The following is a 12,308-nucleotide window of genomic DNA, read 5'->3' as shown; positions in this document are numbered from 1 at the left end:
TTGGAAGCCGGTGAACCCGTCCAACGCGACCACCCCTACCCCCGCACCGACGCGCCGATCCCGCTCACCCCACCGCTACACCCTCGTTTGTGATGAGCCTCTTACACCTGGCTGAACTTTTCCGTCAGGGTATTGAGCCCCGAGCTTCAGTTGCGGTGTCACTCTCGCGTACGGCCTTGGTCAGCAGCGCGCACATCGTCTATGTGCTCGGGGCTCCCGATCCGGACATCCGGGTTGCGAATGCCAGAACTGTACTGCGACGCCAAGCGGGCAGCCATCTGTCGTCAACCCGGGAGTTCGCGGAGTTCGAGAGTCTGATCGGTCTGCGCCCGCCGGCCGATCTGGTGCTCACGCTGGAGACAGCACGCCGCAATATCGGGGGATCTGGCGCTGGTGAGGGGGCGATGGTCCTGGAAATGGCTGACAGCATGGCGCGAGTGCTGGTTGGCTCCGAGTACCAAGAGTCCGGAGACCTTGGCGCGCTGCGTGAACACCTCGCATGGGTGTGGCATGTCTGGTCCGGCACGGCACACGGATGGGCCTGGCCAAAGCACGTGCCGGGCCTCGACGATGACGATCACGACGTGGCCCCGGGCCATTGGGCGACTGACTTCTTCCAGTTAGCCGTGATCGTGCAGCACGCAGTTCGGCTGGTCGTGGACGGCCTGACTTCACGTGAGTGACAAGGGAGCTGCTCTCGTCAGGCCTGCTGTTGTGATTGCTTTCGTACGTCCGCGAAGACGCGCGGCTTGCCGTCGGTGACCAACAGCACCTCGTAGGGGTCGAACTGATCTCCATGCTCCATGCCTGGGCTGCCCGTAGGCATCGCTGGCACGCTGAGGCCACGGCTGCCCTTCGGTGGGTCAGCCAAGTACTCCAGCACGAAGCGTGCCGGGACGTGCCCAACGAAGACCTCGCCATTTGAGTTGAGGGCCAGGTGGCATGACTGAAGGTCCAGGGGGATGTCGTGGCGCGCCCACACCTCGTGGAGGGCCGTGGATTGCTCGGTGGTGATGGAGAACCCGTTGTTCTCAGCATGCTCGACCCAGCCGCCGCAGCATCCACACGAGGGGTCCTTGTAGACGGTCATCGACAACCGCGTCGGGTTAACGCCATGGCCGGCCGATTTCGCCGGGGGTGAGGTCGTCTCCCTTGCGGAGGACGTTGAACGGTCATCTGCGCAAGCGGTCAGTAGTGACACCGACCCTGCGCCGGTCAGGAGGAAGAGTGTCCGGCGGCTGAGCTGGCGACCGGCTGTGGATGTTTCGGGAGGCATCGATCAGAACTTTCTGTGTCGTTGCCAGTGGGCCGGCAAGCCATGCTCGGCCGGGCCCACTGGCAGGGGCTGATCAGAGGGAGGCGCGCAGCTCGCGCATCTCCTTGATCTCTGCGTTCTGGTCGCGGATGACGTCGGCCGACAGTTGCATGGCGTCCGAGTTCTTGCCGTCCTTACGGTGCTCCTTGGCCATCTTCACGGCCCCTCGGTGGTGCTCGATCATCTGGTCGAGGAAGAGCTTGGAAGCCTGTTCGCCGTTGGCATTCTTCAGCTTCGTCAGGTCCTTGGGACTCAGCATCCCGTCATGGTCCATGCCCATGCCGTCGGAGCCGCCGTGGTCCATGGTGGAGCCGTCTTGGCCCCAGTCCTTGAGCCAGGACTGCATTTCTTTGATCTCGGGGCCCTGGGCCTTCTTGATCTGCTTGGCCAGCTTCACGACGTCGGGGTCTATTCCCGACTTCTCGAGGATGATGTCGGACATCTCGACGGCCTGCTCGTGGTGCATCGTCATGCCCTTGGCGTATTGGACGTCGGCGTCGTTGAACTGTGCCGAGGGCTTACTGCTGGTACTGGTGGCGTCGTGTCCGTCGTGCGAGCCGCCTGCGCCGTTGGAGCAGCCGGTGACGACGAGCGCGGCCGCAGCGGCGGTCGTCAGTGCCTTGATCGTGGTGTTCTTGCGCATGTGTCATCGTTCCTTGTCTTGAGTTCCGATTGAGTGGGCAGGAGTGCTCCGCTTGATGTCGCGAGGTGCGTCATCAAGCGGAGATCAATGCCTCACGTTCGGCTTGTGCACAAACGGATCAATGACACGCCTGCCATGGTTCCCGGCCGGAGCCACGGATGATCGGTCCCTGCGCGTAGCCACGAGGGACGCCAGCGCCACGGGGAGCCACGTCGTCCGCGCATCACGAACGTCAAGAACAGCAGCATGAATATGCACATCGCAGCCATGGCGCCGGGGCCATCGCAGGCGAGGGGCGGGCAGTGCTCGCCTCCCGTATTGGCGGGCGGCGACTCTGCCGCGTGGTCGATCGATGCACTTGCGTGCTGCTCGGATCCGACGACCGGGGAATGGTGGCCGATGGAGAACCCGTGCATAGCGAGCAGGCCAGCAATAACCGCGGTCGCCAATGCCACCAGAACCAGGGCCCACCGGACCGACAGTGTGCGGCCACCCTGCGGGTGAACGCGACACTGCTGTCGGGGACCATGCCCACCAGTCTAGGAACTGCGCCGTCGGGCACGCAAGGTAGGTATCGCCATAGGGTCAGGCGTGGTCGGTGTCCACGGTGTAACCGGCTCATTTGATCGCCGTGTGGACGGCGTCATCGGTCACCGGCGCGTCGGTGGTCACCATCAGACTCCCTGTGGAGGTGTCGACGGCGACATCAGTAACGCCGTCGATCTGCTCGACGTGGTCGGTGACCTTGCTCGCGCAGCTTCCGCAGGTCATGCCGGAGACGGTGTAGGTGCTGTTGGTGGCCATGGGATGGCCTCATTTCTCTGTGGTTTCCGGGACACTTCGTCCCGGAGGGTTCGGGTGCGCTTGCGAGATGGATGGTCAGGCGCGGATTGGGGTGCGCGGGTCGCCGCTGGCGCTGGTTGCTGGCTCTGAGGCATCCCCGGGCAGCTCTGCCGGGTCATGAGTCGGTGTGAAACCGCGCAGGCGCAGGCTGTTGGTGACGACGAAGACCGAGGAGAAGGCCATCGCGGCGCCGGCGAGCATCGGGTTGAGCAGCCCGGCCGCGGCCAGAGGCAGGGCGGCCACGTTGTAGGCGAACGCCCAGAACAGGTTGCCCTTGATCGTGCCTAGGGTGCGCCGGGAGAGGCGGATCGCATCGGCCGCGGCGCGCAGATCGCCGCGTACCAGGGTGATGTCGGAGGCTCGTGTGCGGGCTGGCAGGCAGCGGGCAGGTCCTGCTGTCCGGCCGGGTCGGACAGGGGGTGGGTGCCGCGCTGCTCTCGCCCGCGGCAACTGTCGGTGGTCGTTCGCCTCTTCGAGGGCCAGGAGCGCAACCGCGCCCTGGGGATCTGGTCGGCCCTTGGTGGCGGCGGGGCGGCGATCGGTGTGCTCCTTGGGGGGCTGATCGCCGCCGGACCGGGGTGGCAGTGGGTCTTCTTCGTCAATATCCCGGTCGGCCTGGTCATCCTCGTCGCGCTCGTCCTGCTGTTGCCCGCCATGCCGCGCGCTACGCAGGAGCGGGCTCGTCTGGATGTGCTGGGCGCTGTGCTGGTCACCGCGGCAACGGCCTCGCTCATCTATGGCTTGGTGCGTGCGGGTGAGCCCGGGGGCGCTGGTGCTGCCGGTGGCTTCGTGGCTGGTTCCGTCGTGCTCTACCTCGCCTTCGCCGTGTGGCAGCGCACGACGAGCAGTCCGCTCATGGATCTCGCCCTGATCGGTCGCCGCTCAGTGGCCGCAGGGGTCTTCGTCATCCTCATCGGCACGGCCCTGATGGTCGCGGTGTTCTTCCTGGGGACGTTCTACTTCCAGGGTCGAGAAGGTCACGGGCCTCTGATCACCGGGCTGCTGTTCCTGCCGATCGCGCTGACCACGATGCTCGGCGCAAACCTCGCTGGCCGTCTCATCGCGACCGTGGGCGCTCGGCGGCTCGGCGTGGCCGGACTGGGCGTCGCTGCCGCAGGGCTCCTCGTCCCTGCTGTGTGGTCCACCACGCTGGCCACCGTCCTCGGGGTCTCCGTCGGCGCCCTGGGCATCGGCGCCATCTTCGTCGTCGCCGCGGCCACCGCCCTGAGCCAGGTTGATCCCAGCGAGGCCGGCGTCGCCTCCGGCCTGCTGAGCACCTTCCACGAGTTCGGCGCCTCCATCGGAGTGGCCACCGTCTCCAGCGTGGCCGCTGCCAGCCTTGCCGGCACCGACGCGTCTGGATTTCAGACGGCCTTCCTCGTCGCTGCGGTCGCGGCTCTGGTTGGCGCAGTTGTCGCTGGCGTGGTGATTCCCCGCGCACGTCAGTAGCTGCACCAAGCCATGTTCACCCGACCCGCTCCCCGGTGGCGACCGCCGTCGGGGAGCGGGATACCGCGCGTTGACTAATACCCCTAGGGGGTATAACTTCCACGTATGAGCTCGAGCCATGACCACATGTCAGCACCGGGATTAGACGAGCGCGAGAAGCGCAACTCGCACCAAGCGGACAGTCCCGGGCACACACACGCGGGCCATCAGAATCACGACACAGGCCATAGCCAAGCTGATCACGGCGGGCATGCAGGTCACGGTGACCATGTCGGGCAGTTCCGTCGCCTGTTTTGGATCATGCTCGTCCTGGCAGTCCCGGTCGTCGGCTTTAACGACATGTTTGCCGACCTCGTCGGTTATGACCTCCCCAGTGGGGAATGGGTTCGTTGGGTCTCGCCCGTGCTCGGCACCGTTATGTACCTCTGGGGTGGTTGGCCCTTCCTGACCGGCGCCGTCAGCGAAATCCGCAGCCGCAAGCCGGGGATGATGCTGCTCATCGGACTGGCCATCACCGTGGCCTTCATCTCCTCCTGGGGCGCCAGCCTGAACGTCCTCCACCACGAGCTGAACTTCTGGTGGGAGCTGGCCCTGCTGGTGGTGATCATGCTCCTGGGTCACTGGATCGAGATGCGGTCCCTAGCCCAGACGACCTCGGCTCTGGATTCTCTGGCAGCGCTCCTGCCCGACGAGGCCGAGCGTCTTGAGGGCGACGACGTGGTCACGGTCGACCCTGCCGAGCTGGTGGTCGGTGACGTCGTGATCGTTCGTCCCGGTGCAGCTGTGCCTGCTGACGGACGGATCGTCGATGGTTCCGCGAGCATGGACGAGTCGATGGTCACGGGCGAGTCCAAGACCGTGCGCCGCGGCAAGGGCGAGAGCGTCGTGGCGGGCACGGTGGCCACCGACTCCGGTCTGCGCGTGGAGGTGACAGCGACCGGCGAAGACACCGCCCTGGCCGGGATCCAAAAGCTTGTGGCCGACGCCCAGGCGTCTTCCTCCCGCGCTCAGCGCATCGCCGACACCGCGGCCGGGTGGCTGTTCTGGTTTGCCCTCGGCGCCGCAGCGATCACCGCCGTTGTCTGGTCGCTGCTCGGCATGCCCGATGACGCGGTGGTGCGCACTATCACCGTCCTGGTCATCGCCTGCCCCCACGCGCTCGGCTTGGCGATCCCGCTCGTGGTCTCCATCGCGACCGAACGTGCCGCCCGTGGCGGTGTTCTCATCAAGGATCGGTTGGCGCTGGAGTCCATGCGCACCGTCGATGCCGTTCTGTTCGACAAGACCGGCACGCTGACCAAGGGCGAGCCCACCGTCACCGCCATCCAGGCGTTTGAGGGTCGCGACGACGACGAGGTGCTCGCCTTGGCCGCGGCCGCCGAGAGTGACAGCGAGCACCCGCTGGCCCGCGCCATCGTCAGCGCCGCTCGCGCCCATGAGCTCGAGGTCCCGCGAGCAGGTGACTTTTCCTCCTCACCCGCGGTGGGGGTGCGGGCCATCGTGGACGGGAAGACAGTTGAAGTTGGTGGCCCCCACCTCCTGGAGCAGCACGGCCTCGACGAGCTCCCCGTCGCGGACGCCTGGCGCGAGGAGGGCGCGATCATCCTGCACGTCGTGGCGGACGGCGCAGTCATCGGCGCACTGCGCCTGGCCGATGAGATCCGGCCCGAGTCCCGCGTTGCCGTCGACGCCCTCCACGCTGCCGGCGCCCAGGTCGTGATGATCACCGGGGACGCTGAGGCCGTGGCCCAGACCGTCGCCGCCGAGCTGGGCATCGACCGCGTGTTCGCAGGCGTCCGTCCAGAGGACAAGGCCGCCAAGGTCGCCGCGCTCCAGGACGAAGGGAGGAAGGTCGCGATGGTCGGCGACGGCGTCAACGACGCCCCGGCCTTGGCTCAAGCCGATGTCGGCATCGCCATCGGCGCTGGCACCGACGTGGCCATCGGCTCCGCAGGGGTGATCCTCGCCAGCTCGGATCCACGCTCCGTGCTCTCGGTCATCGACCTCTCCCGCTCTTCCTACCGCAAGATGAAGCAGAACCTGTGGTGGGCCGCCGGCTACAACCTGATCTCCGTGCCCCTGGCAGCAGGCGTCCTCGCCCCCATCGGATTCGTTCTCCCAATGAGCGTCGGAGCGATCCTCATGTCCGCCTCTACCGTCGTTGTCGCGCTCAATGCCCAGCTCCTACGCCGCCTCGACCTGTCACCGGCCACCAGTACCGCGAAGTTCATCGACGACGAGAGTGCAGCCTGCGCCGGAGACTCTGGACAGGCCAGGGAGTCGGATGCTGGCTGACGCCTCAACCGACTGTCCGCGGGAATTCGCCTGGAAGGCGGCGGGGGAGAGGCTCGTATGGGAACAGATCGTCGGGGGTGAGGTTCCAGGTCGTCCGGAGGTTTTGTCGGGGAACTGCGCCGTTGAGGTCCTCCAGTTTCGAGAGCGGCCCGCAGGTGTGGATGAGCGCTTCGCGCAAGTCGTTGCGTTGACTACTCCAAGTCAATCGCTGGTGGGCCCATCCGTCTTCTCGCAGGTTCGTCGCTGGGTCCATGACCCCAAGGTCCTGCTCGCGTCCATTCGCGGAAATGATGGGAACCAGACGGCTGATCAGTTGTCGGACGTTCTGGCAGTACGCGTCATGGTCGCGGCCTGCGCTGCGTCTGCTGGGTAGTCCCGGGCGACCTCTTCAAGGCGGCGTCCAGGTGAGGGGGCCATCGACGGTGTTCCCGTGATGACCGATTAGGCGTTCGTGGTACTGCCGAAATAGGACGTCGTGTGCGTCGTCGAGGTGCTGCCTTTGTGCGACATGTTCCAGATGCGCTGAGGTTCCTCCTGGCGTCCCCAGCGGATGGGGGGCCAAGCGGATGTCGCCTCCCGTGAACACCTCCCAGAATCGGCGAAGGCCAGCGAGATCATCATCGCGGTGCGCGCCGACCACCTTCGCAAGTTCGGCCACGCTGTGAGCAGCGCGCCGCCGTGCGCTGTAGTTGATCGGCGGCGGTGCCTGTCGCAACTGGGTGAAGAGATCCTCCATGTCCTGCAGGACATTTGGCCAACGATGATGGTGGAGGGACCGGAGTCGGGTTCCGGCGGAGCGTTGGAATGTGGCGGGCAGTCCGAGTTCGAGTGCGATGTGGCTCCATGGCGTAGTCCGCCCTAGTCGCAGCAAGATCATGGATAGCACGGGCCCGTCGTCTTCTTGGACGTCGTGGGCGCGTAGGGCGATAGTCCAGAGAGACTGCGGGACCCAGCTTGCGGGCGGCAGGAGGGGCTCTCTCTGTCTGGTGTTCTTGGAGGATGTGCTGCCCGTGGTCCCGAGGTGAGGTCCACTCCGGTGGGTGGGCGGCCCATGCGCGGGCTGTTCGGAAGGTGAGTCGGGAGCTCGGTGGGATGGCGGATGCGATGTTGCGAATCCCGGCGGCGACCAGGATGGGGCCGAGGTCACTGCGGAGCGCCTGTGATCGGGGTCCGAGTAGCCCGGTGGTCTGGTGGTCCGAGAGCATGAGGTTGATGGTCGGTCCGCTGCCGTCGGTCTGGTTGAGATCGTCAAATGCCGCGCTGGCTCGGGCGAGGTGGTCGGCCCAGGAGGAGGCTGAGCGGGCCTGAGCGACGGACAGTCGCAGGAGTGCGCAAAACGTGTGTAGGTGCTGACTGGCGGTGGCTGACCACGGCCCAAGGCTCCTTGGGCCGCCCGGGTCCCGGTGCGCCGCGTCCACGAGAACGAGGAGTCGTTGCTGGGCGTGCAGGGCCGCATCGTGAACCGGGATCTGGGCTGCGTCGCCGAGGTTGCCGTTGCACCAGGGACGGATGCTCCGTTGCGATGTGCCGCCCTTGGGCCTGGGCTCACGTTCGGTGCAGCACGCTTGGCCAGCCAAGCGTCCGCCCCAAGACGATGACGACCACGGCCGCTGACCGCAGGATGGACAGGTTGCGATGAGGGCGATGTGGTGGTGGGGGCATGCGAATGTCCAGGGCTGCTGCCAGAGTGTCGACCAACCGAACCCTGACGCGAGGCATTCGGGGCAGTATCTGCTGGAGGTGTTCTTGGGCACCGACTCTGAGAGACGCCCGTCGTCGATCAGCGGGATCTTCACGGGCTCGGGTGGCTCGGTGCCGAGCACGGCATAAAATCCCGAACGCTTGTCGAGCAGTACTCGCTCTAGGCCGCTCCCTGGGGGATTGCCGGGGATGTGCATTGCAGTGAGGAACTGGCGCGGGGTGAGCCCGTACCGGTGGCTCGCACTGACCAGCCAACTGCGTGGCTGTTCGTTCGGCTGGGGCGGGACGCATATCGGCCACTGCGAGCGGTGAGTGGCCGGGACAAGATCTCGGAGGTATTCTGTGGCTGGCTCTGTGGCCGGGTCAGCCCGTACTGGCGTCCTCGGCGGCGTTGTCGACGACGACGGAAGCGAGGATTCGCGAGTCAATGGTTTCGGCTCCTGTGCTGATCGCGAGACTGCAAGCACGGTCGATCAAGTTGGTGACAGAGACCATGTAGCCCTGGGTGCGGCGGAGGATCTCTTGCGCCTGCTCGGTGAGACAACCGGGCTGGGCGTCTGCGAGCTTGATGCGACCCTCAAAGACCTGAAGCATCGCTACCCAGGCCCGCATCCCACCGTCGGTCTTGATGTTGAAGGGGGGCCATCGTGCACCGCGTAGCCCGGCGACTCGTCTGGGCGTAGGCCGCCTCGCTGTGGTGCAGTCCTTCGTCGAAGAACTGCTTCTGGGAGAGCCCGACGCCGACGTAGACGAAGGTGGCTGGCATCTCGTTGGCGAGCCACTTGAGGTGGTTGCTCAGGTCCATCCCGTTGCGATGGTTGAAGTTGATGAAGTGCAGGTCATCCAGGATGATCAAGCGGGTCTCGGCCGTGGCAACGCAGTCCACCGCGAGGTCTCCCAATTCGGCGCGGGTAGCGCGTCCTGCTGCTGGGTGGTCGTAGAAGCGCAGCAGTTTCTGGTTGAGGTTCTTCAGGGACATGTTCGCCGTGAGGGCGATGAACGCGACAGGCAGACGCGGGCTCCCGTAGGCTGTGAGATGCCCGTAGCGACGGCGCTGTCGACGATCAAAGGTGCGACCGAAGCGCGTGGCAGCGGTCGTCTTTCCGAGGCCCGGGAGCGAGTCTAACAACACCGACCCGCGCAGGCTGTCCCCGTCACGATGCGATGACGCCAAGACCTGCTCGAAGATGCCGTTCACACGCTGAAGTTGTGGCGTCTTGATCACGGGTGCGTTGGCGTGCCACACGCCTCGGACCTCGTTGTAGTCCACCAAGGACTCGCCGTCGAGCTCATCCATCTCAGAGCGCGAAAGAGTGGCGAAGTCCTCGCGGGGGGGCGCCGTTCACGAAGTCAATCCAGCCGCGCTTCGTGCCGAGGCTGTACCTGGAGGTGCCGTGCAGCGTCAGCCATTCAGCCCACGGGTTCGCCGAAGAGGCATCATCTCCTCCGTCCTCGTGGGTCCGCCGTTCCAGCGAGCCCACGGGGATGGGGGAGGGCTGGTCCTTGCTCATTCGTCGAACACCTCCAGGCCGCCGTCGTTCGGGCGCTCCTCGTAGTACCGCTCGAAGACGTCCAGATCGGAAGGGTGGTCATGTCGATCCCGGTCGCGCTCGGCTCGTCGGGTCATGAAGTCGATGACGTCCGGTGACTGGCTGTCTGTCTGTGTCGGGAGCCTGGATTCGACGTCCTCTTGGGCCGCTAGGCGCTGGGCCAGGACCTTCTCGCGCCGCCCGAGCACCTCGTCGCGTTGCCACCGCACCAGCAGGTCCTGGACGGCCTGCTGCGGGTCGACGTGCCGGTTGGCGCGGACACTGACCCGGCGGGTGTAGTCCGCAGCGTCCTTGCTGAACGGGGCTGTAATGCCCGGGGCCAGACGCCACTGCAACGGGTGCCAGGCCTTGTCCTCGGGGTCTTGGAAGTAGACCTTGCGGATGTCGTCGACATCGACGTGGAAGGGCCACTTGCCGGCATGCGCGCCGCCGTGGTCGGAACGGCGTCCGCGGTAAAGGTTCAATGCCTCGCCGTCGTAACGGCGTCCGTCGATGTCGATGCCGTAGTGGTGGATCTGGCGCCACGCCACCTCCAGCAGCTCGTAGCGCAGATCCTCCGCCGCCGGTAGCCGCAATAACCCGGAGACCTCGATCCCGCGGTTGAACATCTCCTCCGGTGACAGGTCAACCTTCGGCAGCAGGGGGTCTCGTAGCCCCCGGTGCGCGGTGCGGTGGTAGACCTCCCCGATCCACTCGCGGATGAGCTGTTCCAGCTCGCTGACGTAGTAGAACGCGCCCTTCTCCACGTCCTTGCCCCGCTCGTACACGTTGGGGCCCTTGTAGCCCTCCAGCTGGTCCAGCAGGGACAGGCGAAGGGTGCGGAAAAATCGTTCCAGTGCGGGTTTGTCGGTCGGCTTGTTCGGGATGGCCGGCTGGATCGAGATCCCCAGACGGCGGCACACCCCGAACGTGTGCTGCGACATGTACACCTTGCCGTGATCGATCACGATCGTGTCCGGGAAGACCCCTTCCGAGCCCAAGACGACGTGCTCCGGGACACCGCTGAACGGACCCTTGGCCGCCTCTGCGCCTCGACCCCAGACCTGCGGGGTCAGGCACTGGAAGAGCACGCTGGCCACGTCCGCCGACTTCGCAGCCACGGGACGCAGCCGGATGCCCTTGATCGACCGGTCGTACAGGTCCATCGCCACCGTCAGCTCGGTGTTGACCCACCGCATCGTCACCGGCTCCATCGCGAACACATCCAGCCTGTAGCCGTCCATCAGGATGTACTCACCCGGACGCTTGGGCCGCAGCTGCCCCAGCACCCCCTGCGGGCGCTTCGACACCGACCGTCGCTGCTTCGCCTCACCGAAGGTGTACCGCCCCTTGTCGAGTTCTGCGACCCGCACGTAGGCGACCGACTGGCTGGGCGTGCGCCCGTCAGGCACTTGTTCAAGGAACGCCGAATTGGCGCGCCGGATGACGGTCTGGCGTGAAGGGTTGGCGCGGTTCGTGAAGTCATCGAGCACGGCGATGCAGGCCTCGTCCCAGCGAGGGTCAACAGAGGTGCGTCTCTGATTGATCAGACGTTCATCCAGCAGGCCGGCCGGGCCCAACTGACGCAGCCGTTCCAGGCGCCTCCGGACCGTGCGCGTGGAAATACGAAGTCGGGCGGCGGCTTCGTCCAGTCCTTCGATGCGTCCGCTGTCCTCATGCGCGGCTAGAAGTGGGCCGAGTACCTCGAACTGCTCCTCGATGGCCTGTCGCTGCTTGGTCGTCAGCGAGGCAAGTGTCGTCGAGGACAACGTCTCGTCTCGGGCAGGCGGCGTGGCGCTGGGGTCGTCGATGCCGTGTGCGTGATGCATCAGATCATCGATAGCGACCGTCCGATACTGGCCGTCGTCTGTGAGCTGCACGGTCGCCCCGCTCAGGCGGCACACCGTCCAGACAGCGCCGTCGAACCACAGGCGTGAACCCACCCGAACGTCCAGTACGTCGCCACTCATGCTGGCTCCTCGATCTGGCTGATGATGGCCTCGTGCGTGAGTGGCACGGAAAGGTCGATCACCCACTCCTGGAGCCACAGCAGACGCAGCAACGCAGCGCGCAAAAGGCCGGGCGAGGCGGCACCTTGACGCATTGCCCGGGCCAAGGTCGCCTTCAAGGACAGGCCCACCAGCCCTGACTCGCGGAGCGCGCAGAGCGCTTCCTCGTCGACCTGGGAACGGCGCCCCTGCGCGAGAAAGCGCAGATTTTCGAGGAGCCGTGGATCTTCCCCGCTCCATATCTCGTAGCGCCATCCCCGTTGCGCTATGACTGTTGCCGTCCATTCCATGATCTCGCTGACTTCCGGTCGGTCGAGCAGTCGAGCTGGCTTGACGTCGACGACCGTTGGATCGTCCGTCCCTACCAAGAGGTAGTCAGGCACGTGTCGACGCTCGCTGCCGGACACCAGTCCGGTGATGCCGAAAGGCTGGCTCGCGATGCCCTTCACGGCTGGATCGAAGTCTGCGACGAGTAATCGGTCTCGCTCCAGCAGGCTCTCGTAGCCCACCAGGTCCTTGTTGGT

The 12,308-nt window shown here is 65.8% G+C and carries 11 protein-coding genes and 2 pseudogenes; 3 read left to right on the top strand and 10 right to left on the bottom strand.

The genetic code is table 11. The annotated features are described in order from the left end of the window. Positions 1–176: 176 nt before the first annotated feature. The gene (locus D1832_RS13060; protein WP_147362709.1) at positions 177–683 is read left to right on the top strand and encodes a hypothetical protein; all 507 of its coding nucleotides are present in this window, start codon (positions 177–179) and stop codon (positions 681–683) included. Between the two features lie 17 nt (positions 684–700). On the opposite strand, the gene D1832_RS13055 is transcribed toward D1832_RS13060, so the two are convergent. The 4 genes and pseudogenes from D1832_RS13055 to D1832_RS13040 all read right to left on the bottom strand — a co-directional run. After that, a complete protein-coding gene (locus D1832_RS13055) occupies positions 701–1,090 on the bottom strand; it encodes a DUF411 domain-containing protein (protein WP_182434790.1) in 390 nt (129 codons plus the stop codon). 259 nt (positions 1,091–1,349) lie between these two features. Next, positions 1,350–1,958, bottom strand: coding sequence for a DUF305 domain-containing protein (locus tag D1832_RS13050; protein ID WP_118914630.1), 609 nt, complete (start codon positions 1,956–1,958; stop codon positions 1,350–1,352). Between the two features lie 618 nt (positions 1,959–2,576). Continuing rightward, on the bottom strand, positions 2,577–2,762 hold the full coding sequence (locus D1832_RS13045) for a heavy-metal-associated domain-containing protein (RefSeq protein ID WP_118914628.1): 186 nt from the start codon (positions 2,760–2,762) through the stop codon (positions 2,577–2,579). Positions 2,763–2,837: 75 nt separating this feature from the next. Beyond that, a pseudogene (locus D1832_RS13040) lies at positions 2,838–3,161 on the bottom strand (heavy metal translocating P-type ATPase); the annotation flags it as partial. A 96-nt stretch (positions 3,162–3,257) separates the two neighbouring features. On the opposite strand from D1832_RS13040, the gene D1832_RS13035 reads away from it, so the two are divergent. Together D1832_RS13035 and D1832_RS13030 are read left to right on the top strand one after the other, a co-directional pair. Continuing rightward, on the top strand, positions 3,258–4,250 hold the full coding sequence (locus D1832_RS13035; RefSeq protein ID WP_241511011.1) for an MFS transporter: 993 nt from the start codon (positions 3,258–3,260) through the stop codon (positions 4,248–4,250). Between the two features lie 300 nt (positions 4,251–4,550). Continuing rightward, the gene (locus tag D1832_RS13030) at positions 4,551–6,545 is read left to right on the top strand and encodes a heavy metal translocating P-type ATPase (protein WP_225911053.1); all 1,995 of its coding nucleotides are present in this window, start codon (positions 4,551–4,553) and stop codon (positions 6,543–6,545) included. Between the two features lie 388 nt (positions 6,546–6,933). Here D1832_RS13030 and D1832_RS15405 read toward each other — a convergent pair whose 3' ends face one another. From D1832_RS15405 to D1832_RS13005, 6 genes and pseudogenes are all read right to left on the bottom strand, one after another. Further along, the gene (locus D1832_RS15405) at positions 6,934–7,281 is read right to left on the bottom strand and encodes a hypothetical protein (protein WP_182434792.1); all 348 of its coding nucleotides are present in this window, start codon (positions 7,279–7,281) and stop codon (positions 6,934–6,936) included. Then, positions 7,163–8,443: a TniQ family protein gene (locus D1832_RS16260; RefSeq protein WP_415557322.1), complete on the bottom strand. Its 1,281-nt coding sequence runs from the start codon at positions 8,441–8,443 to the stop codon at positions 7,163–7,165. The genes D1832_RS15405 and D1832_RS16260 overlap by 119 nt, the downstream gene beginning before the upstream one ends. 166 nt (positions 8,444–8,609) lie before the next feature. Next, positions 8,610–8,840, bottom strand: coding sequence for a hypothetical protein (locus D1832_RS15930; protein ID WP_227484447.1), 231 nt, complete (start codon positions 8,838–8,840; stop codon positions 8,610–8,612). Beyond that, positions 8,824–9,543, bottom strand: a complete 720-nt coding sequence (locus D1832_RS15925) for an ATP-binding protein (RefSeq protein WP_241511010.1) — start codon at positions 9,541–9,543, stop codon at positions 8,824–8,826. The genes D1832_RS15930 and D1832_RS15925 overlap by 17 nt, the downstream gene beginning before the upstream one ends. A gap of 210 nt (positions 9,544–9,753) precedes the next feature. Continuing rightward, a complete protein-coding gene (locus tag D1832_RS13010) occupies positions 9,754–11,745 on the bottom strand; it encodes a helix-turn-helix domain-containing protein (RefSeq protein WP_182434788.1) in 1,992 nt (663 codons plus the stop codon). Beyond that, positions 11,742–12,305, bottom strand: a pseudogene (locus tag D1832_RS13005) (TnsA-like heteromeric transposase endonuclease subunit); the annotation flags it as partial. The gene D1832_RS13010 and the pseudogene D1832_RS13005, both read right to left, overlap by 4 nt. Between the last annotated feature and the right edge of the window lie 3 nt (positions 12,306–12,308).

It is taken from the genome of Dermacoccus abyssi (assembly GCF_003515945.1).
Lineage (GTDB): Bacteria > Actinomycetota > Actinomycetes > Actinomycetales > Dermatophilaceae > Dermacoccus > Dermacoccus abyssi.
The sequence above is the reverse complement of the archived record's forward strand: the minus strand, read 5'-3'. Positions and strand labels throughout refer to the sequence as shown.

What these genes read in the sequence shown, in the direction of transcription:
- D1832_RS13055 (WP_182434790.1), bottom strand. Translation starts at nt 1,090, where the DNA reads ATGACCGTCTACAAGGACCCCTCGTGTGGATGCTGCGGCGGCTGGGTC.
- D1832_RS13050 (WP_118914630.1), bottom strand. Translation starts at nt 1,958, where the DNA reads ATGCGCAAGAACACCACGATCAAGGCACTGACGACCGCCGCTGCGGCC.
- D1832_RS13045 (WP_118914628.1), bottom strand. Translation starts at nt 2,762, where the DNA reads ATGGCCACCAACAGCACCTACACCGTCTCCGGCATGACCTGCGGAAGC.
- D1832_RS13030 (WP_225911053.1), top strand. Translation starts at nt 4,551, where the DNA reads ATGCTCGTCCTGGCAGTCCCGGTCGTCGGCTTTAACGACATGTTTGCC.
- D1832_RS15405 (WP_182434792.1), bottom strand. Translation starts at nt 7,281, where the DNA reads ATGGAGGATCTCTTCACCCAGTTGCGACAGGCACCGCCGCCGATCAAC.
- D1832_RS16260 (WP_415557322.1), bottom strand. Translation starts at nt 8,443, where the DNA reads ATGCACATCCCCGGCAATCCCCCAGGGAGCGGCCTAGAGCGAGTACTG.
- D1832_RS15930 (WP_227484447.1), bottom strand. Translation starts at nt 8,840, where the DNA reads ATGCTTCAGGTCTTTGAGGGTCGCATCAAGCTCGCAGACGCCCAGCCC.
- D1832_RS15925 (WP_241511010.1), bottom strand. Translation starts at nt 9,543, where the DNA reads ATGGATGAGCTCGACGGCGAGTCCTTGGTGGACTACAACGAGGTCCGA.
- D1832_RS13010 (WP_182434788.1), bottom strand. Translation starts at nt 11,745, where the DNA reads ATGAGTGGCGACGTACTGGACGTTCGGGTGGGTTCACGCCTGTGGTTC.